At 55.6% G+C, this 24186-nt stretch carries 20 protein-coding genes; 13 read left to right on the top strand and 7 right to left on the bottom strand.

The window, feature by feature from the left end:
- Nucleotides 1-4 precede the first annotated feature (4 nt).
- The 3 genes from PEL01S_RS11005 to PEL01S_RS10995 are packed head-to-tail and all read left to right on the top strand — an operon-like array spanning nt 5 to nt 4731.
- Nucleotides 5-643, top strand: a complete 639-nt coding sequence (locus PEL01S_RS11005) for a hypothetical protein (protein ID WP_239551347.1) — start codon at nt 5-7, stop codon at nt 641-643.
- Nucleotides 644-658: 15 nt separating this feature from the next.
- Complete coding sequence (locus PEL01S_RS11000; protein ID WP_063180105.1) at nt 659-1924, top strand: TRAFAC clade GTPase domain-containing protein; 1266 nt, start codon at nt 659-661, stop codon at nt 1922-1924.
- Nucleotides 1921-4731 (top strand): GAP1-N2 domain-containing protein, encoded by a 2811-nt coding sequence (locus tag PEL01S_RS10995; protein WP_127460332.1) that lies wholly within the window; start codon nt 1921-1923, stop codon nt 4729-4731. The genes PEL01S_RS11000 and PEL01S_RS10995 overlap by 4 nt, the downstream gene beginning before the upstream one ends.
- Before the next feature lie 75 nt (nt 4732-4806).
- Here PEL01S_RS10995 and PEL01S_RS10990 read toward each other — a convergent pair whose 3' ends face one another.
- Both PEL01S_RS10990 and PEL01S_RS10985 read right to left on the bottom strand, forming a co-directional pair.
- Nucleotides 4807-6306, bottom strand: a complete 1500-nt coding sequence (locus PEL01S_RS10990) for an oligosaccharide flippase family protein (RefSeq protein ID WP_163768006.1) — start codon at nt 6304-6306, stop codon at nt 4807-4809.
- Nucleotides 6307-6384: 78 nt separating this feature from the next.
- On the bottom strand, nt 6385-7497 hold the full coding sequence (locus tag PEL01S_RS10985; protein ID WP_127460330.1) for an amidase domain-containing protein: 1113 nt from the start codon (nt 7495-7497) through the stop codon (nt 6385-6387).
- Nucleotides 7498-7759: 262 nt separating this feature from the next.
- Between PEL01S_RS10985 and PEL01S_RS10980 the strand changes: the two genes are divergently transcribed.
- Nucleotides 7760-7987, top strand: coding sequence for a hypothetical protein (locus PEL01S_RS10980; RefSeq protein WP_010493405.1), 228 nt, complete (start codon nt 7760-7762; stop codon nt 7985-7987).
- A gap of 14 nt (nt 7988-8001) precedes the next feature.
- On the opposite strand, the gene PEL01S_RS10975 is transcribed toward PEL01S_RS10980, so the two are convergent.
- A complete protein-coding gene (locus PEL01S_RS10975; RefSeq protein WP_127460329.1) occupies nt 8002-8808 on the bottom strand; it encodes an AraC family transcriptional regulator in 807 nt (268 codons plus the stop codon).
- 138 nt (nt 8809-8946) lie between these two features.
- Here PEL01S_RS10975 and PEL01S_RS10970 point away from each other — a divergent pair, with 138 nt between their 5' ends.
- A complete protein-coding gene (locus PEL01S_RS10970; RefSeq protein ID WP_127460328.1) occupies nt 8947-9720 on the top strand; it encodes a sugar phosphate isomerase/epimerase family protein in 774 nt (257 codons plus the stop codon).
- Nucleotides 9721-9749: 29 nt separating this feature from the next.
- Nucleotides 9750-10769 (top strand): Gfo/Idh/MocA family protein, encoded by a 1020-nt coding sequence (locus PEL01S_RS10965; protein WP_127460327.1) that lies wholly within the window; start codon nt 9750-9752, stop codon nt 10767-10769.
- Nucleotides 10770-10833: 64 nt separating this feature from the next.
- Here PEL01S_RS10965 and PEL01S_RS10960 read toward each other — a convergent pair whose 3' ends face one another.
- On the bottom strand, nt 10834-11319 hold the full coding sequence (locus PEL01S_RS10960) for a CcdC family protein (RefSeq protein ID WP_127460326.1): 486 nt from the start codon (nt 11317-11319) through the stop codon (nt 10834-10836).
- 254 nt (nt 11320-11573) lie between these two features.
- Here PEL01S_RS10960 and PEL01S_RS10955 point away from each other — a divergent pair, with 254 nt between their 5' ends.
- The 5 genes from PEL01S_RS10955 to PEL01S_RS10935 all read left to right on the top strand — a co-directional run bounded on the left by PEL01S_RS10955 (nt 11574) and on the right by PEL01S_RS10935 (nt 18719).
- The gene (locus tag PEL01S_RS10955; protein WP_063180122.1) at nt 11574-12632 is read left to right on the top strand and encodes a BMP family lipoprotein; all 1059 of its coding nucleotides are present in this window, start codon (nt 11574-11576) and stop codon (nt 12630-12632) included.
- A 90-nt stretch (nt 12633-12722) separates the two neighbouring features.
- Nucleotides 12723-14258, top strand: coding sequence for an ABC transporter ATP-binding protein (locus PEL01S_RS10950; RefSeq protein WP_127460325.1), 1536 nt, complete (start codon nt 12723-12725; stop codon nt 14256-14258).
- The gene (locus PEL01S_RS10945; protein ID WP_063180126.1) at nt 14251-15327 is read left to right on the top strand and encodes an ABC transporter permease; all 1077 of its coding nucleotides are present in this window, start codon (nt 14251-14253) and stop codon (nt 15325-15327) included. The genes PEL01S_RS10950 and PEL01S_RS10945 overlap by 8 nt, the downstream gene beginning before the upstream one ends.
- A complete protein-coding gene (locus PEL01S_RS10940) occupies nt 15328-16290 on the top strand; it encodes an ABC transporter permease (protein ID WP_127460324.1) in 963 nt (320 codons plus the stop codon).
- A 191-nt stretch (nt 16291-16481) separates the two neighbouring features.
- Nucleotides 16482-18719, top strand: a complete 2238-nt coding sequence (locus PEL01S_RS10935) for a PAS domain-containing sensor histidine kinase (protein WP_163768004.1) — start codon at nt 16482-16484, stop codon at nt 18717-18719.
- Nucleotides 18720-18793: 74 nt separating this feature from the next.
- Here PEL01S_RS10935 and PEL01S_RS10930 read toward each other — a convergent pair whose 3' ends face one another.
- The 3 genes from PEL01S_RS10930 to PEL01S_RS10920 form a co-directional block, all read right to left on the bottom strand.
- A complete protein-coding gene (locus tag PEL01S_RS10930; RefSeq protein WP_063180132.1) occupies nt 18794-19525 on the bottom strand; it encodes a nucleotidyltransferase domain-containing protein in 732 nt (243 codons plus the stop codon).
- 85 nt (nt 19526-19610) lie between these two features.
- Entirely contained in the window at nt 19611-20333 is a 723-nt protein-coding gene (locus PEL01S_RS10925; protein ID WP_127460322.1) for a class I SAM-dependent methyltransferase, read from the bottom strand.
- Between the two features lie 65 nt (nt 20334-20398).
- Entirely contained in the window at nt 20399-21127 is a 729-nt protein-coding gene (locus tag PEL01S_RS10920; protein ID WP_082866888.1) for a polysaccharide deacetylase family protein, read from the bottom strand.
- Nucleotides 21128-21329: 202 nt separating this feature from the next.
- Between PEL01S_RS10920 and PEL01S_RS10915 the strand changes: the two genes are divergently transcribed.
- On the top strand, nt 21330-22460 hold the full coding sequence (locus PEL01S_RS10915) for a hypothetical protein (RefSeq protein WP_127460321.1): 1131 nt from the start codon (nt 21330-21332) through the stop codon (nt 22458-22460).
- Nucleotides 22461-22587: 127 nt separating this feature from the next.
- Nucleotides 22588-24162, top strand: coding sequence for a spore germination protein (locus PEL01S_RS10910; RefSeq protein WP_127460320.1), 1575 nt, complete (start codon nt 22588-22590; stop codon nt 24160-24162).
- Nucleotides 24163-24186: the final 24 nt, after the last annotated feature.

Below are 24186 nucleotides of genomic sequence, written 5' to 3'. Positions count from 1 at the left end.
GCAGATGATGCAATGGAGCGAACCAGACGAGCGGTACCGGATTACGAAAGCGGCCTCCGAGGTCAGGGAAGGTGAATGTCTTCTGACCTGGCATTGGCCGAAGGAAATCACTTACGTCTACATCGACAGCTTCGAAGACGGGGTCGAGCAGCCCCCGGACGGGTTGGACCCGAAGCGGCTCAAGCTGTTTACCCGGGAGGAATACAAGGCGAAAAACGGCTACCGCGCCCGCGTCGACTTTACGGGGCCGTACTTTTACCGGATCTATCCCTGCGTGATGCTGAAAGGACGGTTGACCCCGCTGCTGCAGCGGGACGGAGACAATCTGACCCGCGTCAGCGGAGGCCGCGCGAAAATCCGCTACGGCATCAAATACGGCGGCGGCTGGTTCAGTAAATATAAGACCGTGCAGATCCGGCTGTTCTGCGAAATTCCGGTCCCCCGGGAAGCCCTGTGTTATGTGAAAAAAGAAGGAGCGGCCCCGCGAAATAAGGAAGACGGGACCTTTTATCCGTTCATGAACGATTTTCCGCCGGGGCGCACGGAGCTGCCGCCCATCGAGGTCGGCAAAAACGACTATATCCGGTTGTTTTTTACCGACGGACCGATCTATGGCGAGCGGTTTGAACTCATTCCGGACTAAAGGAGGGATCTGGGCATGTTGGGGTTTTTTAAGCAATTTTTCGAAAAAAAGCCTGTGGAAAAAGAACGTCCGCCTTATTACAGCATCGTTTGTCCGTACTGCTTCCATAAATTCGAGCCGGACGAGGTCGTGTTCCGCGCCGCGCATACGAAGGAGAACGACGACGAATTCACGCTGCAGGAAGACGAGCGACTGAACGCATGGCGGCGCAAGTTCAATCTGTCGCAGCAGGACATGGAGGCGGTGATCGAGCCGCACACAATCCCGGAAGAGAACCACGTCTATTCGGAAAACGTGCTGGTGGCGGTCATCGACCGTTACGGCGTGGCGACGCGCCGGCGGCTCTGTCCGAGCTGCCACAACGAGCTGCCGATTTCGTCCGGCAAAATGCCGAGCAACATTATTTCCATCGTCGGGGCGTCGCAGGTCGGCAAATCGGTCTATATGACGTCGCTCATCCATACGCTGCAATCCTCGACGGCTTCGAATTTCGACGCGGCCTGCATGCCGCTGAGCGCCGAAATCAGCCGGAAGTTCCGGCAAAATTATTTGGAGCCGATCTTCGACCGCGGCATGATGCTGGAGTCGACGAACCCGAACGAGCAGCAGGAGCCGTTTATTTTCCAGTTCGTGTTCAAGGACGACCGGCGCGCGCCGCTCACGCTCGTCTTCTTCGATGTTGCGGGCGAGGGCATGGTGGAGCGCGATTATTTGGAAATCTATGCGTCGCATATTAAAAATTCGTCGGGCATTTTGTTTCTCGTCGATCCGCTGCAAATCCGCACGATCCGGGACAAAATCCGCCTGAACGTCGGCCAGGAGGAAGGCGAGTTCGCGAGCCGCTACGACGAGCCGCGCGAGGTCGTCATCAGCTTGTTCGAAAACTTCATCGCCCACCAGCAGGGCAGCAAGACGAAAATTCCGACGGCGATCGTTCTGACGAAGAGCGATATGCTGCAATATTTGAAAGAGGAAGACAGCGAATATATTCAGTCCAACAGCAACGTGTTCCGCAACGTCATTCACAAAGGCTATTTGGACCAGACCGAATTTGAGAATATTAACGGCGAAATCCGCCGTTTTATCGAGAAGGTGGACCGGCCGTTCAAGGATGCGGTCGACGTGTATTTTCAGAATACCGCGTACTTCGCCGTATCCGCGCTCGGCTCGAACCCGGTGAACCGGCAGGTGACCGGTGTCATTAGTCCGACCCGGGTGGACGAGCCGTTCATCTGGCTGCTTCACCAGCTCGACTACATCGACAGGAGAGATGCGCCGTGAGCCGGGATCGAAATATTCAGCAGCACTATTTTACCCGGGACCGGGAAGGAATTTTCCGCACGAACGAAGGGTTCGATACGGTAGCGAAATCCGCCGGGCTCGATAACGGTTTTATTAAAGCGGCGCTGCATCCGTACTGCGTGTACAAGGCGCCGCAGGAGCTGCTCGCACGCGGGGAAGCGGACGAGGGCCGGTATCCGGAAGCGTTCGGCGTCTTCCATGCCGACAGCGGGGAGCTTGTGATCGGACGTACCGTTTACGTCAGCGCCGACTTCACCGGACAGCGGAGCGCTTTTTTCACGCATCATTACGTTGTGCCCAAGGAGCGTCAAGAGGCCTTCGTGCGCGAACCGGAACGCTTGTTTGCGCTTCGAGGCTTCCGAAGCAGCTACGATATTCAGGACGGGAAGACGATTCCGGAGCTGGACGAGCTGGATTACGGCGCCGCGGCCAAACCGGAGAACCCGGACCGGCTGCTCGGCAGACTGAAGCTGGACCGCACCCGGTTTCTGCAGCTGCTTTACGCCGTGATGGCGTCGCTTACGAACAAGAAGAAAGTGTACGTCGCGCTGGATGCGGACGTGTCGGCCGGGAGCGAGGAAGCGAAACGGCTGATGGAGCTCGTCTACCGCTGCCTGCCGTATGCGATGCGCCGACAGCTTGGATTCGTTACGTACCAGAGCGAGCCGGAAGGCAAGCAGCATTACCATGTCATGTTCGTGGAAAAAGGCAGCATCCGTCTGCCCGACCGTCAGCTTGAAAAAGATTATTTGTTCGATCTGCCGAATGAGCGGGTCCATGGCGTGGACGCATCCGGCACCGAGCATTCGGTTCTGGACTATGTCTGGGAGCACCGGGGAGATCGGGATGGCCTGGAACGGTTGTACGACTTTTGCGAGGAAGCACTGCTGGACGTTGGTCATCCCGCTGCGCTTGCCGTTCCGACCTATTCCCAGCTGAGCGAGCTGTTCCGGATCGAGCAGGGGCAGGACAGCTTGTATGAGCAGAATCGGGCGGGCACCGTGAAAAGCATCCTTCAGTACTTGACCGCGGAAACCGCAGGACGGAAAAAACGGCTGAACGATATGCTAGTCAAGCTGATCCGCAAGGAATTGATGGATGGGGACAGCGTGCCAACCGCGGAATTCGTTATCCCGCTGCTGGAATATTACGCTTTTGCCGACGAGGGAACGAAGAAGCTGTTGATTGCCAGCTTTGCGCTGTATATCAGACGAGCGGCTTCTGCAGCCTCCGGCGATATCCGCGCGGCGGTTCCGCTGATCGATCCGCTGCGGCAGCAGAATGCGGTTTTTCTCTCCGTTCTGAAGCAGCTGCACGAACAGCATCCCCAGACGGCGGAGCAGTATGCAGCCTATCGCATCACGGCGAGCGGATCGATCAAGGAGTTTTTGGAAGAAATCAAGTTTTGGCTGGTCTCTGCAGATGATCTGCTGCTGCAGCACTTCTTCCGCAACGAAGTATTGAAAAAAGTGAAGCAGCTGCTCAAGGCGGAGAAATCAAGACGGATGGAAGTGGCCAAAAATACATACATCTACTTCGACCGTTTGCCGGAGCGTGAAGGAAAGCCGCAGTTCGAGGACTTCTGCATGCAGATCAAGCTGGAAATCCAGCTCGAATTGCTGGAAGACCTGACCCCAGCCGGACTGAGCTACGAAGACCTGATGCAGCTTGAGTTTATGCTGGACCCGCCGCAGCCGGAGCTTTTGCACAACCTGAACAGCGGCGGACGCATGACGCTGGACCTGCTGACCGCCGTATACCGGGTGCTGACGCTCGAGCGGCGCAAGCCGACCGATATCGTAGCAACCATCGAGCGGCTTGGTCCGCTGGACTTGGAGCGGGCGCAGGAACTGCTGAAGAAGACGCTCGGCGATAAGGTAGGACCGGAGACGTTCGGCAAAATCGCCTACGCCTTCAGCCGTCCGGATGCGGGAGTCCGGGGCGGGGGCGGATACGAAGCCGGGTATGACTTCGACCGGATGCTGGAGTACGTAGCCGCTCAGACCCGGGGGACGGATACAATCTACGAATTTATGCTATGGAGCGCGGGAGATTCCCGGTTTTCCGGCGGCTCGGGAATCGACGTTCATTATCGCGCTGCGTTGACGCGGTATTTTGACCGGCACGATTCCAAGGCGTTCAAGAACAAGCCGATCAAGGAAATGCTGCTTGGCGTGCCGAACGAAGCGTTTGCCGCGGTGTTTAAAGAAATCAAGCTGAAGCAGGACCCGGGCATCGTCCAGTTTGTGCTGCGGCGTAAAAGAAAACTGTTTCGGCTAGGCCTTCTCGTGCTTCCGCTGCTGCTCATCATTATTCTGCTGTCCACGTTCTGGACGCCGATGATGGGCTCGATTCTTCGCCCGACCCCTACGCTCACGGTCGAGACGCTGCCGGAAAAAACAGCCCAGCCGGTTGTTACCGTGAAAGCAAGCGCGACAGACGGCGGCTACGATCCGAGCCCGAGCATTTTCATAAACGGGCAGCAGGTCGGTACCGGTCAGGTATCGGCGCCTGTCGTCCTGATGATCGGCGAGAATACGATCGAGATCAAGGCGGAGAACAAATACGGCAAAGCCAGCGAGCCGATCGTCAAAAAAGTGAAGCTCGACCTTCCGATGCAAGGCCCGCCGCTTCCGGCGAGCGGAGCATCCAAAGCCGGCGGAGGAACGCCTAGCGGCGGCGCTTCCGGCGACCAGGCCCCCTCTGACCCGGTCGCGGGCCCGAAGTTTACGCCGGCGAACGGCAAGGGGAAGCCGGATCAGCAGGCCAATCCCGGCGCGCGCTAAATCAAAGCAGCCTGAATCCTTTCACGACCGAAAGGGTTCAGGCTGTCTCCGTTTCCGGCGCTGCTCTACGATGGATTACTTGTGACGCGTTAGCGCGACGAGCACAACATAACCGACGGAGCTCGCGAACGTCAGAAGCATGAGTGTTAGCTGCAGTGCTATTCCGGAGAAGCCTGCCGCGGGCAGCAGTCGGCCTCCCCAAAGCGAGACGGCGCCGGTTAGCAGCAGCAGGACGACGGCGTTCATGACAAGCCTCCTCCCGGAGAAGGACAGCTTCAGATCGCGGCGGATCACGGTAAGATTCCACAGCACCGGAATCGTTTCAAGCAGCAGCACGCCCACCGCTATCCCGGTATAGCCCCATCCGGGAATTCCGGTTAATACGTAAAGCGCCGTTATGGAACAGGCAATGCCGGCAAGAATACCGCGCATCGGCTCTTTTTTCAGGCCGACGGCCCATAGAATGCTTGTTGTCACTTCTCGTAGTCCCGCAAGCAGCGGACAGAGCGAAAGCAAGCGAATCGCTGTCGCAAGCTTCTCTTGGTCGAACAGCAGGCGCGCCAATTCTTCGGCGAAGGTGAACAGGAAGAGCGACGCGCTGATTCCCCATAGTATGGTTAGGTTATGAGCCTTGCCGATTCTCCGGAAGGCGCGGTCGAACTGCCGGGCCTGCCAATCGGCGGCTATTTTCGGGGACAGCGTATGGGTGAGCGAAAACGTGATCAGGGTCGGGATATAGACGATCGTCATCGCCATGCCCGTCATTTCGCCGAATATGGCAAGTGCTTGTCCCGGTGAAAGTCCGGAGGCTTGGAGCTGCATAGGAACGATGGACGCTTCCAGGAAATCGGACAAAGGAATGATCAGCCGGGTGGCCGTCAAGGCAAGCGCCGTATGCGCGAACATGCGGAGATTGTGATCCGGCATTGCTTGACCTGAGACGGCACTCACGGAAGAAGACCGTGAATGGCGAAGCAGCATCACAAGCAGGAAGGCCAAGGCGCAGACGGCCCCCGTCGATGCGCCCAACGCAGCCGTGCCCAAGGCTTGCGGCATGCTGAGGCTCGTGCCGATCGAGAGGAGCAGAAGAATGGTCCCGACCCGGAACGCTTGCTCGACGAGTTCGGAGACGGCGATAGCCCCGAACGCCTCCAAGCCTTGAAGATAACCGCGAAGCAGGCTTAGTAGAGGAACGAGCCAGAGCGCCGGCAAGAACATGCGAATCGCCAGCTCCAGCTTCTCGTTGCCGAGCCGAAGCGCAATTTCGTTCGTGAACAGGAAGAAGCTTGTGCACAGCAGCGTACAAACCCCGATGTAAAGCACGGACATGTTGCGGTAAATCCGCCAGCCATTTCCGGCGTTTTTGGCGGTGAACAAGGTCAGCGCCATAGGCATGCCGCCGGTGAGCAAGGTCAGGACGAGGCCGTAAAACGAGTAGGCAATCTGATATAAGCCCACTCCTTCCGGACCCAGATAACGAAATAACGGAATGCGGAGGAGCAGCCCGAGCAATTTCACAATTAACATTGCGCTTGTCCGAAGCGCCATCTGTTTGAATATCGGGGGCAGAATCATCCGCATCACCACCTCGGCCGGACGGGAAAGTATTGTCCACTTTCATCTTATGTCCGAGGCGGCGATCGTATGATTTCCCTAATCGGCGATATGAATCAATACAAAATGGGTGTAATTTTCCCAGCCCAGATCAAAGGGAACATGGTAACGGTCTGTCGTGTGGCAGTTGATCAAGGGCAGTCCCTGCTCATCCTTGCCCACGACGACGGCAAAATGGTCCACGTCGTTGTTGTACATGTAAGCAATCAGGTCGCCCGGCTGCAGTTTGGACCAGATGCCGGGCGCCGAAGGGTTCCGCATAATCTGGTTGAAGGTGCCGCTGGCGATGACTTTCCCGTAACCGGAATAAAGGAGGAACGACTTTAAAGCGTCGGTGCTTACCCAGGCCCGGCTCCCGTTGCCGCCGCTGTACCTCCATGTAGGTGTCATCGGCAGTCCTCCGCCTTCGGCCGGATCGCCGATGACTTGAGAAACGAAGTTCGTACAGTCGCCCCCGATGCCGGTATAGTCGCGGTATTTTGGATTGTAACGGTTATCGTTCCCGGCTCCCCAAGCCGTACCGGCGTACTTATTGGCATACGCCACGGCTTTCTCGCGGTTGTATCGCCGTTTTTTCGGGGACTTAAACACCGTTTCGGACTCCAGGCTTTCGGTTTCCTGCTCCGGATTCGATGGGGCAGAAGACTGGTGAAGCCAGGCATCGTCTGAATCGATATCGAGCGGATCGAGATACCATTCTTTAAGCACCCGCAGCTGCCCGTTTTCTTTTTTCAAGGTAAGAACATGCCGTGTTCCGATCCCGAACTCAGCCGGCGTTCCGTTCCCTTGGGCATACGAATAAGTGACCTTCATCCTGTGCACGAGCGATACCTTGACCAGCGAATCGGTGGGCCTGATGCGAAAGATCTTCAGCATCCCTTCGGCGGCATGGACGGCGATGTCTCTTTTGCTGGCCCAGGCTTGAAAATAAGCCTTCCGTTTTTTTTCAAGATACAGGGCTTGCTGGCTTGTTGGCACCTTTTCAAAATAAAAGGTATCGATCGGTACGTCCCGGATTAGAAATTCCGATCGAGCCCGGTATAAATCCGTAAGAAAATTGCGGACCTCCTCGGTTTCCGACGAAGGCTCGGCACTGGCTTGAAACGGGCCCAACATCAGCGATAAGACAATGATCCAAGCGATACGGCGCATGCCGTTCCCTCCATCCCATCACACATTCAATCCCGCATTAGTATGAGAAAAATCGGGGAAAACATACTTCCTTTTACTCGGCTTGCTGATTTCCGGGAACCAACGCTTGCGAAACGATCGTGAGAAAACACAGTGCGAACGGAATTTTAAGAAAGGGTTAAGAAACTTGTTGACAAATTGTAATATTATTTTAAGCTTATTTTAATGATCGTAATTTATTCTATTAGCAACTAGTAAAATATGAAGTAGGGACGGTGTGAGGATGAAAGTTTTTGTAACCATTCAAAACAAAGAGATCCCCGTTTTCGCCGACAACTTGAATAAAAAAACATTGAAGCTCCTCAAACTGGCGCTGGATAAAAAGGTAGAAAACGGAAGGCGGACATTGAAAAAGTGTCTTCAAACGTTAATCAGCATCGAAGTGATCGGCTGCGAGGCCATTCTGCATTCGTTAAACGAAAAAGATTCGCTTGCTTTGTCTCTCTACTAAACAGAGAGACTTTTTTATTTCCGGCGTTCGCCGCTTCGATAGGCGCCCGGGGAAATGCCGAACTTGTCCTTGAATACCCGGTGAAAATACGAATATCCGCCGAACCCGCAGCTTTCGGCAATTTGTTCGAGTGTCATGGCGGTATATTTCATCCGTTCCAGAGCGGCGGCCAGCCGAATTTCGAGCGCGTATTCGAGCATCGTTTTGTCATAGCATTCCTTAAACAGATGAACCGCCCGGGATACGCTGAGCCCGGCCTGACGCGCGGCATCCTCTACTTTGAACGTCGAAGTGGCATGCTCCTCCACGAACCGTTTCATCCGAAGCGCCGTAAAGGACCGGCCATAGGAGGGGGCGCTTTCCGTCGCCGCCCGCTCAAGCGACAGGCAAAGGGCCTGCAGCAAGCAGCCGATGAGCTCGCCGGTCTGTTTGTCCGCCGGACGCTGCTTTTCAATAATCAAGTGTCGCCACAGCGCCAGCAGCTGCTCTCCCGGATCGATCCGCGCGAGCGTCGGCTTGTCTCCGCGTTTCCACCATTGGTCCATCCAACGGCCTCCGCAGATCAAGTAGTAATCCCCGCTGGAAATCGATCTTCCCTTGGACGTTGTTTCGTATTCGTCTATGAATAGCTCGTAGGTTCTTCCGGGATTCAGCAGCAGCAGATCTCCTTGTCCGAGCCGATGCGTTTTGCCGTCGATCACCGCCTCGCTGGCCCCTTCCGTCTGAAGCCGGAACAAATAGAGCGGCAGCCCGGTTTTATAATGGGTATGAAACCGCTGTGCATGATACGAATACCCGCATGTGAATACTTCCGCTTCCATGGCCGTCTCCCCGATTCGTAAAAAATTAATAGCAAAATTGTTGATGTTACGATTATATCGTTTATGTTCATTTTAGGACATTCTCGTGTATGATGAAAGCAAATAAGCAAGCTATTCCTAAACTAGGGAGTGTTCACGATGAGAAGAATGGGCATCGGGCTTCAGCTTTACACATTACGGGATGAAACCGCCGCCGATTTCCGCGGCACGTTGAGGAAAGTGGCGGAGCTTGGCTACGAGGGCGTCGAATTTGCCGGATACGGCGGCTTGGCGAAGGAAGAGCTGAGAGATTTGCTTCAGGAGCTGGGACTTAAAGCGATTGGCAGCCATGTCGGCCTGCAGCAGCTGCGGGACGATCTGCAGGGCCAAATCGATTATTTAAAAACGATCGGCGGACAATATTTGATTTGCCCTTATGTGGCCGAAGAAGACCGCCGTACCGAAGAAGATTGGAAATCGTTGTTTGCCTTCCTGCAAGAAGCGGGAACGGAAGTGCGCAAGCAGGGGCTTATTTTCGCCTATCACAATCATGCTTTTGAATTCGAAATGAACGTCGGCAGCTCTTATGTATTCGACGCGATGTACGAAACGACTTCTCCCGAAGCGGTGCAGGTCGAAATGGACGTCTGCTGGGTGCAGTTCGCCGGACAGGACCCGCTTTCCTACATTCCGAAATACGCAGGCCGGCTGCCGCTGCTGCACTTGAAAGATTTCGGCAAAGACGACAACGGGCAGATGAAAACGCTGGAGCTGGGCCTCGGGGGCGTCAACCTGCCTAAGGTCATCGCCGCCGCGTCCGAAGCAGGAGTAGAGTGGCTCGTCGTCGAGCAGGACGTATGCCAGAAGCCTCCGCTGCAAAGCGTGACGAACAGCTTGCAGTGGGTGAAAACGAACTATTTGCAAACGATTTAATTTAACAAAACGAAGGAGCCTTGAATTCCATGAGCAAATTGAGAGTGGCCGTGATCGGCTGCGGCGCGATTTCCAAACACCGTCATATTCCCGAGTACGCCGCTAATCCTCATGTGGAGCTGGTCGCTTTTTGCGATCCGGTTCAGGAGCGAGCCGAGCATTATGCCGGACAATACGGGGCAAAAGCTTACACCGATTATGAAACGCTGCTGCGCGAGGTAAAGCCCGACGCAGTGAGCGTGTGCACCCCAAATGCCCTGCATGCTCCGGTATCGATTGCCGCAGCGAAGGCCGGAGCTCATGTGCTGGTCGAAAAGCCGATGGCCGCGACGGAAGAAGAAGCGCTGGCGATGATCGAAGCGGCGAAGGAGAACGGCGTTTATTTGATGGTGGGCCACAACCAGCGGCTGATGCCTCACCATATGAAGGCCAAGCAGATTTTGAACGCGGGCGCTCTCGGCAAAGTGCTGACGTTCCGTACTTCGTTTGGACACCCGGGACCGGAAAGCTGGAGCGTCGACGGCCGGGATAGCTGGTTTTTCCGCAAGGATGAAGCGATTATGGGTGCCATGGGCGATCTGGGCGTGCACAAATCCGACCTGATCCGCTGGCTGCTCGATGACGAAGTGGCGGATGTCGCCGGCTTTATCGGCACGCTCGACAAAGCGGGAACGGACGTTGACGATAACGCGGCTTGCGTGCTTCGCATGAAGAGCGGCATCATCGGTACGCTCGTCGCAAGCTGGACCTATTACCAAGGCGGGGACAACGGCACAGTGCTCTGGTGCGAGAACGGCATCATGAAAATTGATACGCATCCAGATGATCAAATTATCGTGGAGCTCCGCAACGGTTCGATCGAGCGGCATAAGGTGGGCGCCATTGCGACCAACGAGAAGCAGACGGTCAGCGGCGTGATCGATGCGTTCGTGGAATCGATCGTGACGAAAACCCCGCCGAGCATTTCCGGGGAAGAAGGCATGCGTTCGCTGAAGGTGATTTTGGCGGCGTTCGAATCGCAGGCTACAGGCCAGGTCGTCAGGCTGTAATAACGAAATAAGGCAGTTCTTCGCATTCGAAGGACTGCCTTTTCTCATGGACTATTACCCTGCGTTAAGCGGCTATCCGCCGCAGCTTGCGGTACTGCAGAAGCATGGCGGCACGCCATGGAACGATCATTCCGAAAGCCAGAAGGAAGAAGATCGCTCCCGTCTGCGGAATCGATATATATTGCTCGATGTAGCTGTGCAGCGCCAGGCGCAAGACGAGGAGCCCGAGCAGCACGAACATAAACGATTTGGACCGGTTAACGTACACTTCGCCGCCGCGAAGCTCCAGTTTGGAGCTGTGGATAAGCGGGTAAGAAAACAGCAGCAGCCCCGCGGCCAAGGCAAGCAGCGCCCACAGCGCAGGGATCCGGCAAGCCGGTGCGGCAAACATGAGAAATCCGGTGCTCATGCCGATAGGCGGCATGACGATTTTCGCCGGGGAGACCGGTTTGCGGCTTGCCCGCGTCCGAACGAATATCGCCAGCAGCGCCATCGCCGCCATGCCGATGCCCGATACCGCCTGCAGATGAAGTGCGCCGAAATGGATCATAGAACGCATCCCTCCTAATACTCGTCGCTATTTTTCATTATATCACTGCGCGCATATGGTTATCTACAATCGGAAAATAACTTCTCCTATGAGAAAATGTGACTTCAGGCGCAGAAATGTAACAAAATTCGCGTTTTTTTTGAAATTTTGTTCAGAAACATATGGACGATGGTTAAATAAAACTATTATAATGGAGATTGCTACAGAACTTATTTTAACGCTTACATACAGATATATGGAAGGGGAAAACAAAAATGAAAACATGGTTCAAATCGACGGCAGGCCTCGTGCTCGCGGCTACGCTCGTCCTGAGCGGATGCGGAACGAAGCCGGCGCCACAAGATGCGGCTGGCAGCGGCTCCAAACCTGCGGAGAACTCTGCGGGAGCCAGCAAAAAAGGGGAAAAATTTAACATTGGCATGGTAACCGACATCGGCGGCGTAAACGACAAGTCGTTTAACCAAAGCGCTTGGGAAGGCTTGAACGAGGTTAAGAAAGAAACCGGCGCCAATGTGAAATACCTGCAAAGTAAAAGTGACGCGGACTTTATTCCTAACCTTAATCAATACGTGAAAGACAATTACAATCTGACCTGGGGAATCGGGTTCCTGATGGGCGACGCCATCAAGACGGTTGCGGCGCAAAACCCGAAATCGAACTTTGCAATTATCGATAACGTTGTGGAAGGGCCGAACGTCGAATCCGTAACATTCGCGGAGCAAGAGGGAGCGTATCTGACAGGTGTCGTAGCCGGTCTGATGACCAAAACGAATAAAATCGGCTTCGTCGGCGGTCTTAAGATTCCGGTCATCGAGCGCTTCGAAGTCGGCTTCAAGGCCGGCGTTGCTGCGGTGAATCCGAACGCGAAGGTCACGATCAACTACGCTGCGGCTTTCGACAAGCCCGATCTTGGAAAAGCGGCGGCAGCCACGATCTATAACGACGGCGCGGACATCATTTTCCATGCGGCTGGCGCAACCGGCAACGGCGTGTTCAACGAAGCGAAAGACCGTGTCAAAGCAGGCAAAAAAGTATGGGTCATCGGCGTGGACAAAGACCAGTCGCTTGAATTCGGCGACGACGTAACGCTGACCTCGATGGTAAAACGCGTCGACCAAGCGGTTAAGCGCGTGACGATGGACGTGATCGACGGCAAATTCCAAGGCGGCAAAAACGTTGTCCTCGGCCTCAAAGACGACGGCGTAGGCTTGCCGGAAACTTCCAAGAAGAACGTACCGGCCGACGTGTTGAAGAAAGTGGACGAATACAAAGAGAAAATTGTTAAAGGCGAAATCAAAGTTCCGGAAAAATAAATTCCAATTCGACAAGGCTGGTGACCCACCGGCCTTGTCGTTTGATTTGCACCTTGAACTGACTTGTATATTTTGCGGGGAGGGAAGCTCATGAGTTCACCCGACATGATGGTCGAGCTGCGAGGGATTACGAAGCGTTTTCCCGGCATTACGGCCAATGACTCCATCAGCTTGAAGCTGCGCAAGGGAGAGATCCATGCGCTGCTGGGCGAGAACGGAGCAGGCAAATCGACGCTGATGAACATTTTGTTCGGTCTGTACCAGCCGGATGAAGGCGAGATCTGGGTAAAAGGCAGCAAAGCCGCCATCGACAGCCCGACGAAGGCGATCGAGCTGGGAATCGGCATGGTGCATCAGCATTTCAAGCTCGTACAGCCGTTCACCGTGACGGAAAACATTATTCTTGGCAGCGAGCCCCGGAAGGGCGCTTCCATCAATTATAAAGAAGCGAACGAGAAGGTTAGAAACATCTCGGAGCAGTATGGCCTCAAAGTCGATCCAAGAGCAAAAATAGAAGATATTTCTGTCGGCATGCAGCAGCGTGTCGAGATTTTGAAAACGCTGTATCGCGGGGCGGACATCCTCATTTTCGACGAACCGACCGCCGTGCTCACGCCGCAAGAAATTCAAGAGTTGATGGATATTTTGCGCCGGCTCGCCGCCGAAGGGAAATCCATCATTCTGATCACGCATAAGCTGAAGGAAATTATGGCGATTGCCGACACCTGCACGATTATCCGCCGCGGCAAAGTTATCGATTCGGTGAAGGTAGCCGAAACGAATCCGCAGCAGCTCGCCGAGAAGATGGTCGGGCGCAGCGTTACGTTCAAGGTCAATAAGACCAAGGCTTCGCCGGGAGCTCCGGTGCTGCAGATCCGCGGCCTGACGGTCAAGGATAACCGGAATCTTCCCGCCTTGAACAGCCTCTCGCTCGAGGTGCGGGCCGGAGAGATTCTTGGGCTCGCGGGTGTGGACGGCAACGGGCAAAGTGAGCTGATCGAGGCGCTGACGGGGCTGCGTTCCGTGGACGGCGGAGAGATTATACTGAAGGACATGCCACTGACCAACCGGTCCCCGAGGTTCGTCTCCGAGGCCGGCGTATCGCATATTCCGGAGGATCGGCATAAACACGGACTCGTGCTGGACTTCTCGATGAGCGAGAATATGGTATTGGAGACGTATTACCAGCCGAAGTATAACCGCGGCGGCTTTTTGAACAGCGAGGCGATCGATACGCAGGCGCAGCGGCTGATCAGCGAGTTCGACGTGCGTACGCCAAGCATCTATACGAAGGCGCGCGCGCTGTCGGGCGGGAACCAGCAGAAGGCGATCATCGCCCGCGAGCTGGACAAAGATCCTGAGCTGCTGATCGCGGCGCAGCCGACCCGGGGCCTCGACGTCGGCGCCATCGAATTCGTGCACCGCAAGCTGATCGAAGCCAGAGACCAAGGGAAAGCCGTGCTGCTGATCTCGTTCGAGCTGGATGAGATTCGGAACGTATCCGACCGGATTGCGGTCATTCACAGCGGCCAGATTGTCGGCGAGGTGGACCCCGAAACGACGAATGAAGAAGAGTTGGGACTGCTGATGGCCGGACATGGACAAGGAGGGACCAACCATGGATAAATTGATTAAAATCGTAACCAAAGATTCGGCGTTGGTCCCGCTTGTCGCGATTCTGATGGGATTGCTCTTCGGAGCACTGGTGATGCTGGCTGGCGGCTACAATCCGCTGACCGCCTATGGCGCGCTGGTGGGCAAAGTATTCGGAGACCCTTACGATTTCGGTGAGACGGTCCGCGAGATTACTCCGCTTATTTTGACAGGATTGTCCGTCGCTTTTGCGTTCCGGACCGGGCTGTTCAACATTGGCGGGGAAGGACAGTTCATGATGGGGATGACCACAGCCTCCGTCATTGGGATCAAGCTGCAGCTGCCCTGGTTTATCCATGCGCCGCTCGCTGTTGTCGCCGGCGCGCTGGTCGGCGGGCTGTGGGGCGCGATTGCCGGATATTTGAAGGCGAAGCGCGGCGTGAACGAAGTTATTACAACGATTATGCTGAACTGGATTGCGCTGTTTTTGTCCAACTACGTGGTCAATCAATTTTTACTGCAGCCAGGACAGCAGCGTTCGTACCCGACGCAGGACTCAGCCTCGCTCTCGTTCGGCTGGCTGTCCGAAATGATGGGCAACGCCCGGATGCACTGGGGCACGTTCATTGCCTTGGCGGCGGCAACGGTATTCTACGTGCTGCTGTGGAAGACGAAGCAAGGCTATGAGCTGCGAGCCGTCGGACATAACCCGCACGCCGCCCGCTATGCGGGAATGAACGTGAACCGCAACATCGTCAAGTCGATGTTTATCAGCGGCATTTTTGCGGGACTGGCCGGCGTTGTCGATGTTCTGGGCGTGTTCCATTACCAAACGGTGGTGGCCGCTACACCAGGCTACGGCTTCGACGGGGTCGCGGTAGCGCTGCTAGGCGGCAATACTCCGCTTGGCGTCGTGCTGGCCGCTGTGTTGTTCGGCTCGCTAACGTACGGGTCCGCCGGGATGAGCTTCGCTGCGGACGTTCCGCCGGAAATCATCCGCGTCGTCATCGGCTCGGTCATTTTCTTCGTAGCCACTCACGGTATCGTGCGCTGGGTACTGCTCCCGATATACGCCAAACGTAAAAAAGAGGAGGCGGCTTAGATGGATGTATTGAATGTCTTCGGCGAGCTGATCAACACCACGCTGGTGTTTTCCACTGCGCTGATCTTTGCCGCCTTAGGCGGTATTTTCTCGGAGCGGTCGGGCATCGTCAATATCGGCTTGGAAGGGCTGATGATCGCCGGCGCATTCGCCGCCGCCATTGCCACGCATTTCGCCGAAAAGGCGGGGATGGACGGAGCGGCGCCGTGGATTGGTCTGATCGCCGCCATTATATTCGGAGTCGCCTTCTCCCTGATTCATGCCGTGGCGACGGTCACGTTTAATGCGAACCAAGTCGTCAGCGGCGTCGTCATCAACTTTTTGGCGGCCGGACTTACGGTATATCTGGTCAAAATTCTTTTCGAAGGGTCGGGGCAAACGGAAACGCTGAATGCGGTATTTACCAAAGTGGCGATTCCGGGACTGTCTTCCATCCCGCTGATCGGCGAGGCCTTCTTTAAAGCTTATCCTACGACGTACCTGGCGCTCATTCTGGTTGCCGTGACCTATTACGTCATCTATAAAACGCCGTTCGGCTTGCGTTTGCGATCGGTAGGGGAGCATCCGAGCGCCGCCGATACGATGGGCATCCGCGTCTCGCGTTACCGGTATATCGGCGTCATGATCAGCGGAGCGCTTGCCGGACTTGGCGGGGCGACGATTACGCTGACGACGACAAGCAGCTTTTCGCATAATACGATTTCCGGTCAAGGCTTTATCGCTCTTGCGGCGATGATCTTCGGCAAATGGCACCCGGTCGGCGTGTTGGGCGCTGCGCTCTTCTTCGGCTTTGCCCAAGCACTCCGCAACTTCGTGCAGCTGTTCGATTTTGCCAAGAGCATTCCGATGGAGTTTCTCTTCATGCTGCCTTACGTGCTGACGATTCTGGTGCTTGCCGGCGCCGTAGGCCGGGCAGTGCCGCCCGCTTCGCTTGGCGAGCCTTACGAACCCGGCAAACGATAATTTCTTTGGCGAACAAGGACGCAACGTTCCGAACGGAGCGTTCGCGTTCTTGTTCTTTTTTTGTAAAAACGGGAGGAGAACCTACTTTTCCATAGAATGTTAACTAATAGGACATGGCAGCCCGCTATGTCCGGATGCCTTTCGATGATCGATCATTTCTGATAACTGTAGGCTCGAAACAGGAGGCACGCATGAACTTTGACGTGGACTTGGACCTCACTTCACATGCTCTTTTTTACCGAACCTTTCAGTATAGTCCAAATGCGATAGCTCTCGTTTCTGCCGGCGGCCGCTGTCTTGCGGCCAATCCGGCGTTGTACCGGCTCTTGGATGAGACGGAGCCGAATTTGAAAGAGCGTTCGATAGCCCAGCTTTGCCATCCGGACGATGGCGTCGTTTGGGCCGAGTTTTGGCAGGAATTGACGCACAATGTCCAGGATGACAGTCCCCGCGAAATATCTCTTCGCTTCCTTCAGCGGGAAGGGGACGCCGTACCGGTAAGAGTAACCGTGACACGCTGCTCGTACGAACAAAATGAAGCGCTTACGTTCTATATTGCATATATCGCGGCTTGCGATCCCGTACGCTGGCAGCCGTACGAACAGCGTTACCGTTCATTGTTTGACGATCATCCCGATCCGTTGTTTGTATTGGATTTGGACGGTTATTACGTGGATGTGAATCCCGCGTTCGAGAAGCTTGCAGGCTATACGCGGGAGGAAATCGCACAGATGCGGCTTCATTACCGCACAATGATCGACACCTCGGAGCATAGCAAGGTTCGCGACTGCTTGACGCTGGTGGCCCAAGGGGCACCCCAGCGTTTTGACATTGTCGGGATCGACCGGCGGGGGCAGTACCTGAACCTTGATGTGACGGTCATTCCTTTTGTCGAGAACGGTCGGATCACGGCGCTGCAGGGCATCAGCAAAAACGTTACCGAACAAAAAAAGCTTTGGGAGCATTTGTGTGAAAGCCAGAGGCAGTACGAGCTGATATCGTCCCACAGTCAGGACATTATTACGCTTTGTTCGCCGAACGGCAGCGTCCAGTATATTTCTCCGGCCGTGTGTACGCAGCTTGGATACGATCCGCAGGAATTGATCGGCGTTTTGGGACAAACGCTGGTTCATCCCGAGGATTATAAGCGTGTCTTCGATTCCGTCGCCTCGGCCCGTTCGGACGAGAACCGGCATATGCTCCGAAAGCGCCATAAACAGGGTCATTACATTTGGTACGAGAGCTCCATTAAATTTATTCGGGACCAGCACGGTGAGGTTTGCAACATTGTCGCCGTGGCGCGGGATATATCGGAGCGAATGCAGGCGCAGGAAAAGCTGTTCCATAGCGAAGAAAAATACAGGTCGCTGGTGGAGGAGCTTCCCGTAGCGGTATTTATCCATCAAGCGGACCGGTGGGTTTATGCCAACGATACGGCGGTCAAGCTGCTTGAGGCATCCGCTCCGGAGGAACTGCTCGGCCGGTCGGTTTACGATTTTCTTCACCCTGATTATCACGCGATCGTGCTCAACCGGATTCGTATGTTGGAGGGCGGTCAATCTCTGGCTCCCATGAAGCAAAAGCTCATGACGGTCGGCGGACGGCCGATCGATGTGGAGGTGTTTTCGTTTCCGACCTGGTTCGAAGGACGGTTCGCGAGCCGGGTGATGGTAAGGGATATTACCGATGCCGAAAAAGCGCGGGAGCTGCTGGAGCATTCCGAAAAGCTGTCGCTTGTAGGCCAACTTGCCGCAGGTATCGCTCACGAGATCCGCAATCCGCTGACGGCGATCAAGGGCTTCATTCAACTGCTGAAATCGAACGCTTCGGACAAGCCGTATTATTTCGATATCATCGCCTCCGAAATTAACCGGATCGAGGAGATCATCGGCGAGATGCTGGTGCTGTCCAAACCGAAGGAGGCGCAAATTCGCCCGCAGGACATCCGCCCTCTGATCGGACATGTCGCTACGCTTATCGACGCGCAGGCGATTATGAACAATATCGAGGTCGTTACCGAATATGAGGAGGACTTGCCTCTTCTGGAGTGCGACGAGAACCAGCTCAAGCAAGTGTTTATCAACCTGTTGAAAAATGCGGTCGAAGCGATGCCGAATGGGGGAAAGCTGACCCTGCAAGTGGCTGCGGAGGCCGGGGGAAGGCAGATCGCCGTACGGGTCATCGATCAAGGCTGCGGCATCCCGGCGGAGAAGCTGGCGAGCATCGGTCAGCCTTTCTACACGACGAAGGAGCAGGGAACCGGGCTTGGCATGATGGTGAGCATGAAAATTATTGAGAATCATGACGGCACGATGTCGATTGCCAGCGAAGAGGGACAAGGAACGAAGATCGAAATCCGTTTGCCTGTCAAGGCTCGCCCCAAGGAGAGCCCGGCGTATGAAGAGCATCCCCCAAGAGCCGGACATTAACATAGGAAAATAGGGAACGTAAACAAAGTGCTTCCGTGCCGCAGGTTATGCGTACGAAGCACTTTGTTTTTGCGTTACGGCCCGGTTTCTTCTTCGCCCGGATCATCGCCTTCGGCATATCCTTCAACAAGAAAGCCTCCGAACGGCTCCAGCAGCTTTTGCACGAAAGCGGAAAGGGGCTCGGTGCGATCCAGCCGGTAGTAGGCTTCCAGCGCTTCGTACAGCTCTTCCGCCAAGGCCGGGTCCGACTGCTTAAGGCTGCGCTGCAGCCACTTCCCGTCTCCGATCCAGAAGCCGCCGGTCCGCAGCGCGAATTCGGCGAGCATCCCGGCGAGCTTCGCCGTTATGAACAAGCCTTCCGCTCGCGAGGCGGTGCATTCCAGGTCCGTCAGCGTCTCGCCGATTTCATACCGTGCCCGGTCCAGCTCTTGGATGGACCAGGCCGGGGGACCGGCATCCAGATCGCGTCTGGCTTCCTCGATGATGGACGCGATGTGCTCGTGACCGTGGAGCACAATACCTTCCGAGCACATCCGCAGCAGAGAGGGGATGGCCGAATCCACGGCCTGGTCGAAAAAGTAGCGGTACGTATCCCTATTCAATACGAACGCTTCGATGATCCATCCGAAAGCCCGGTACGTCTTTCGGAATGGCCCAAATTGGGATTCGTCGAATAGAACGAGGTCCAGGTCCGACCCCGGCGTCGCACCGCCTTGGACGACGCTTCCGGCCAGAATGGCCGCTTCGCTTTGCGGAAACCGCATAGTCACAAACCGCTGTGCGGCTTCGAGGCCCGACAGGCTCATGGCAGACATCACGCTCGACTTAATTAAGATAGTTCAATATATGCTTAAGCCGGCCTGATGTTGCTTCTTTTCGCCGGGACTTTCGTCATTTTCGGGCAACGAACAGGGCGTGCTCCAAGTAATCGTGATTTGCCGCAATCAGATCGTCGTGCGCAAGCGACGTTCGCCAGACGGATGCATCGAGCACGGTTCCCGGATCCATAACTTGATTCATATCGGGGTAGGCAATTTGGTCGTCCGTGATGTGCTCGACAAAGGCGGAGCGGTCGCAAATGGTGATTTCGGCGAAACCGGACGCCTGAAGCAGCTCGATCCACTTTTGCTCCGTGAGCAGAGCGTTCAACTGAAAAAAGCCGGTGACCTCCCGGTAAGCCTCTTCCGTGATCGAGGGCGTCGCGATCACTTCCCGGTCATAAAGAGTACCGCCGGGCCGGAGCACCCGGCCGTATTCGGCCAACGCCCGCCCGATGTCGGCAAAATTCGTAACTGATTCCGCCAGCACGATGTCGAAGGTCGCGGCTTCGAACGGCAGCGCCGTGATATCTCCTTCCACGAACCTCACGTCAAGCTGCTCGGCTTCGGCCCGGAGCTTCGCTTTGGCCAGCATCTCGGGACGAAGATCGAGCCCTGTAATGTCAAACCCTTGCTTTGCCAGATAGCAGGACGTTCTTCCCGTTCCGCATCCGACCTCCAGCACGCGGCTTCCCGCGGGCAGCGGAAACCGGGAAAGCTGGGACATGGTGGCGGAGAAGCCGCCGGGGTGCGCGCTTCCGACGCCCAAGCGGGTCAGCATATCCAAATAATTCACCGCACTGCTCCTTCCTCTTCCGAAAGTACAGATCACTGTATTGTATGGAAAGGGAAGGCATCTGGTTATGGATGGATGTCCGGGGTGCGCAACTTTTTTACGGGGTTCGTTTTGCCGTAGGTCAGCAGCTCCGATACGGTAACGAAACGAAATCCGCGCTTCTTCAGCTCGGGTAAAATTTCTTTGAGCGCATCGGCGGTTTGGCCTTTCCCTTCAACATAATCGTGGAAGAGCACGATATCCCCGTTGCGCGCATTGCCGAGAACCTTGTTGACGATTTTGTCAACTCCGGGGGTACTCCAGTCCCTCGTATCATGATGCCAAGACCACATCACGACCATGTATCCTTCACTCTTTGCCATTTGGATCAGCTTCTCGTTATAGAATCCCCCTGGCGGCCGGAACAGGCGGCATTTTTGCCCGGAGGCTGCATAGATGAGGTCCTCTGCGCGCCGTATATCTTCTTTCACCTTGGCAACGGATCCGTTTCGTTTAAAATACGTATGGCTGTACGTATGATTGGCCAACTCGTGGCCTTCCTCCGCCTCGCGCTTCACCAGCTCCGGGAACCTCTCTACCTTATTGCCGACAAGGAAAAACGTTGCTTTCGCCTCGTAGAGCTTGAGAAGATCGAGAATTTGCGCGGTATCGTCCGGATCGGGGCCGTCGTCGAACGTAAGCGCAATGACTTTTTCCGCCGTCGGCACTTCCCAGATGACTTCGCCTCGTTGTTCGTAGTAGGCCCTTCCTTTGCGGGGCGCGTCCTCCGCCGTAACGGAGGAAGTCTGAACCATAAGCAGGCCTACGGCGGCAGCCGCCAGTGTAGCCGTAATGATCTTACGAATGACCGATCCCTCCTGAACGCAAATGTTAGATTTTAGGATGGCCTGTCCGGTGAGGATTATAACGTTCTTCCGCTTCTACCTTTTTCCTTGTGTGAAAATGCCATCGAACCGGCAAGCTAATGTCATATCCTTGAAGGTACGGAGGAAACGTATGAAAAAAGGGGTTCTGATCTTGGCGGCGACTGCGGTCTGCATCGGTCTTGGGTCGCTGCCCGTCCGCGCAGGGGCGCCTGCCGCTCCGGCCAAGCTCACCTTCGTCGTACAGACTTCGCCCGAATCGGCTATGCGCAGCGAGCTGACGGTCCGATCGCCCAAGCTGCTCAAGAAGCTGCTGCCGGATAAAGTACGGCCTGTGCAGCAGGTTCCGCTTACGGATGTGTATGCGGTACTAGAGAAGCAGGGGGCGGCGGTCCGGTATGCGATCGACGCGCATGGGAACTGGTATGATACGCAGCATAGGCAATCGCTGGAGCTGCCGCAGGTCCTTAAAGATCGGCTTCACGGCTATGCCGAAGCAGTCCGTACCGCCCACTACGGCCAATTGGCTTCGTGGGAGGAAGCGCGCAAGACGGTTGCCATGAAAGCGGTATGCCGGATCGTCGACTTGGAGACGGGCCTCGCCTTTCAAGCGCAGCGCCGCGCCGGCAGCAGCCATGCGGATATGCAGCCGCTGACCAAAGCGGATACTGCGGTAATGAAAGAGATCTACAAAGGCGCATGGAGCTGGAAGCGGAGAGCGGTATTGGTCGAAAAGGACGGGAGGTCGTTTGCCGCTTCGATGCACGGCATGCCGCATGGCGGGGACGGCATTCCCGGCAACGGATTTTCAGGGCATTTTTGCGTTCATTTTCTCGGGAGCACCACCCATCGCTCCAAAAGTGTCGACCCCGATCATCAATGGATGGTATATAAAGCGGCCGGACGCCTGGAGGAAGGCTTCAGGCTTGCTTCGCCTTATGCCGTGACGGACAGCTTCCTGATCGCGATCAATCAACAAGACCCGCAGCTGCTAAGGTACGCTTTCGGCGATACGGCGAACCCTCAGCTGGAGCAATACATAAGCGGCATAGACAAGATAAAGGCCATCCGTCGAATCCATCCGTTCCGTGAACAGGATACGAGCGGCCAGCTTGGATTGGAGCTGCCCGTCGATGTGACGGTCCATGAGGTCGGCCGTCGGCCGAAAAAGCAGAAGCTTACCTTTCACTTGAAACGCAGTGACGAGAGCGCCAGATGGGTTATCGAGCGTATCGAGCCTCCTTCTTTTCCCCCAGCCAAATAAGTCCGCCCCGTCTGTCGCGCGCTTGCCAGCGTGATACGGCGGGGCTTTTTGTGCATAAAATGCAGGGATTTCAGGAATAATCTGCTACATAGCAGTGTTCGGATCGAGGAGGGGAGGAGGAACTGCCATGCTGCGATTTTTGTTCCGCCAGCGGCTTCGGAAGCAGCAGACAGCTGGCGAGACTCCGCAAGAACCGGTAGCCCGTTTAACGGAATCGGTCAAGCACAACGTATCCATGATCAAAGAGCTATTGGGTTCTCCCAACGACCTGATCATCCGCGAATTCAGGATCGGGCCGCACAAGCATCTCTGCTCTTTAATTTCCATCGACGGCTTGATTAATGCCGATCTGTTGGACGAAGAGGTGCTCCGGGTGCTTTTAACTGGAAGATGGTTAGAAACCCACACGGCCCCCGCCGAAGGCAGCGCCTTGCTTGACCTGCTGCACAAAGAGATCCTATCGGTAAACAGCATCGATCGGGTCGATTCTCTGGACCAAACGATGCTGAGCATATTATCCGGGCTTGCGGCGCTTTTGGTGGACGGTACGTCCGACGCGCTGCTGATCTGCAGCCAGCGTTGGCAGGAACGACCGGTGGAGGAGCCCCAAACGGAGGCGCTTATTCGGGGGCCGAGGGACGGTTTCACGGAAAATTTGCGGACCAATACGGCATTGGTGCGCCGTCGGCTCCGCGACCCTCATCTGCGCTACCTCTCCTACCGCATCGGCCGCAGATCGAGGAAGGAAGTCATTTTTGCTTATATCGACGGCATCGCACATCCCGATCTGATCGCGGAAGCGAAGCGGCGATTGGAAACCATCGACATGGATGAGGCGGAAGGCTCCGGCTATATCGAACAGTGGATGATGGACAGCTTTCTTACCCCGTTTCCGCTGATTCATAGCACGGAACGCCCGGATAAAACGGCTTCGGCGCTTCTGCAAGGAAAGGTTGCTCTATTGGTCGACGGTTCGCCGTTTACGTTGATTATGCCGGTCACCATCGGCACCATGTTTCAATCGCCGGAAGACTATTATCATCATTGGCTCATTTCTTCGTTGATGCGGCTTTTACGGACGGTTTCCGCTTTTTTGGCGACGTTTCTTCCTGCGCTGTATATTGCGCTCGTCGAATATCATCAAGGCATGATCCCGTCCAAGCTTGCTTTTTCGATCGCAGGCTCACGCGAAGGCGTGCCGTTTCCGGCCGTTGTCGAGGCGATGCTGATGGAAGTGACGCTGGAAGTGCTGCGCGAAGCGGGCATCCGGCTGCCCAAGCCTATCGGACAAACGATCGGCATCGTCGGCGGGCTTGTGATCGGGGAAGCGGCAGTAGCGGCGGGTATCGTTAGCCCGATCATGGTTATCGTCGTTGCCATAACGGCCATTTGTTCGTTTTCGCTGCCATCCTATTCGTTTGCGATCTCGCTTCGCATGCTGCGGTTTCTGATCATGCTGGCCGCGTCCATGTTCGGCTTGTACGGGATCGTGCTCGTGTATATCATGATCAACATCCATATCGTGAACCTCAAGAGCTTTGGCATTCCGTTTACCGCACCGTTCGCACCGTTCTTTTGGAACGATTGGAAGGATCTGATTCTGCGCGCGCCGGTTACGGTGCTCGAAAAACGGCCGCAGCTCATGCAGACGCTGGACAAGGTGCGGATGAACAAAAAGGGTGGATCGAAGGGGCAGGAATAAAAAAGCAGGAAGACAACCTGACGG

The organism is Paenibacillus elgii NBRC 100335, from assembly GCF_004000865.1.
Classification (GTDB): Bacteria; Bacillota; Bacilli; order Paenibacillales; family NBRC-103111; genus Paenibacillus_G; species Paenibacillus_G elgii.
Note: the sequence above shows the minus strand (reverse complement) of the source record. Positions and strands in the feature narration are given on the sequence as shown.

Bases quoted from the DNA above. Each gene is read 5' to 3' on its own strand.
- PEL01S_RS10990 (WP_163768006.1), bottom strand. From the start codon at position 6,306: ATGATTCTGCCCCCGATATTCAAACAGATGGCGCTTCGGACAAGCGCA.
- PEL01S_RS10980 (WP_010493405.1), top strand. From the start codon at position 7,760: ATGAAAGTTTTTGTAACCATTCAAAACAAAGAGATCCCCGTTTTCGCC.
- PEL01S_RS10935 (WP_163768004.1), top strand. From the start codon at position 16,482: ATGAACTTTGACGTGGACTTGGACCTCACTTCACATGCTCTTTTTTAC.
- PEL01S_RS10985 (WP_127460330.1), bottom strand. From the start codon at position 7,497: ATGCGCCGTATCGCTTGGATCATTGTCTTATCGCTGATGTTGGGCCCG.
- PEL01S_RS10960 (WP_127460326.1), bottom strand. From the start codon at position 11,319: ATGATCCATTTCGGCGCACTTCATCTGCAGGCGGTATCGGGCATCGGC.
- PEL01S_RS10920 (WP_082866888.1), bottom strand. From the start codon at position 21,127: ATGGTTCAGACTTCCTCCGTTACGGCGGAGGACGCGCCCCGCAAAGGA.
- PEL01S_RS10945 (WP_063180126.1), top strand. From the start codon at position 14,251: ATGGATAAATTGATTAAAATCGTAACCAAAGATTCGGCGTTGGTCCCG.
- PEL01S_RS10950 (WP_127460325.1), top strand. From the start codon at position 12,723: ATGAGTTCACCCGACATGATGGTCGAGCTGCGAGGGATTACGAAGCGT.
- PEL01S_RS10975 (WP_127460329.1), bottom strand. From the start codon at position 8,808: ATGGAAGCGGAAGTATTCACATGCGGGTATTCGTATCATGCACAGCGG.
- PEL01S_RS10970 (WP_127460328.1), top strand. From the start codon at position 8,947: ATGAGAAGAATGGGCATCGGGCTTCAGCTTTACACATTACGGGATGAA.
- PEL01S_RS11000 (WP_063180105.1), top strand. From the start codon at position 659: ATGTTGGGGTTTTTTAAGCAATTTTTCGAAAAAAAGCCTGTGGAAAAA.
- PEL01S_RS10915 (WP_127460321.1), top strand. From the start codon at position 21,330: ATGAAAAAAGGGGTTCTGATCTTGGCGGCGACTGCGGTCTGCATCGGT.
- PEL01S_RS10965 (WP_127460327.1), top strand. From the start codon at position 9,750: ATGAGCAAATTGAGAGTGGCCGTGATCGGCTGCGGCGCGATTTCCAAA.
- PEL01S_RS11005 (WP_239551347.1), top strand. From the start codon at position 5: ATGATGCAATGGAGCGAACCAGACGAGCGGTACCGGATTACGAAAGCG.
- PEL01S_RS10910 (WP_127460320.1), top strand. From the start codon at position 22,588: ATGCTGCGATTTTTGTTCCGCCAGCGGCTTCGGAAGCAGCAGACAGCT.
- PEL01S_RS10940 (WP_127460324.1), top strand. From the start codon at position 15,328: ATGGATGTATTGAATGTCTTCGGCGAGCTGATCAACACCACGCTGGTG.
- PEL01S_RS10955 (WP_063180122.1), top strand. From the start codon at position 11,574: ATGAAAACATGGTTCAAATCGACGGCAGGCCTCGTGCTCGCGGCTACG.
- PEL01S_RS10930 (WP_063180132.1), bottom strand. From the start codon at position 19,525: ATGAGCCTGTCGGGCCTCGAAGCCGCACAGCGGTTTGTGACTATGCGG.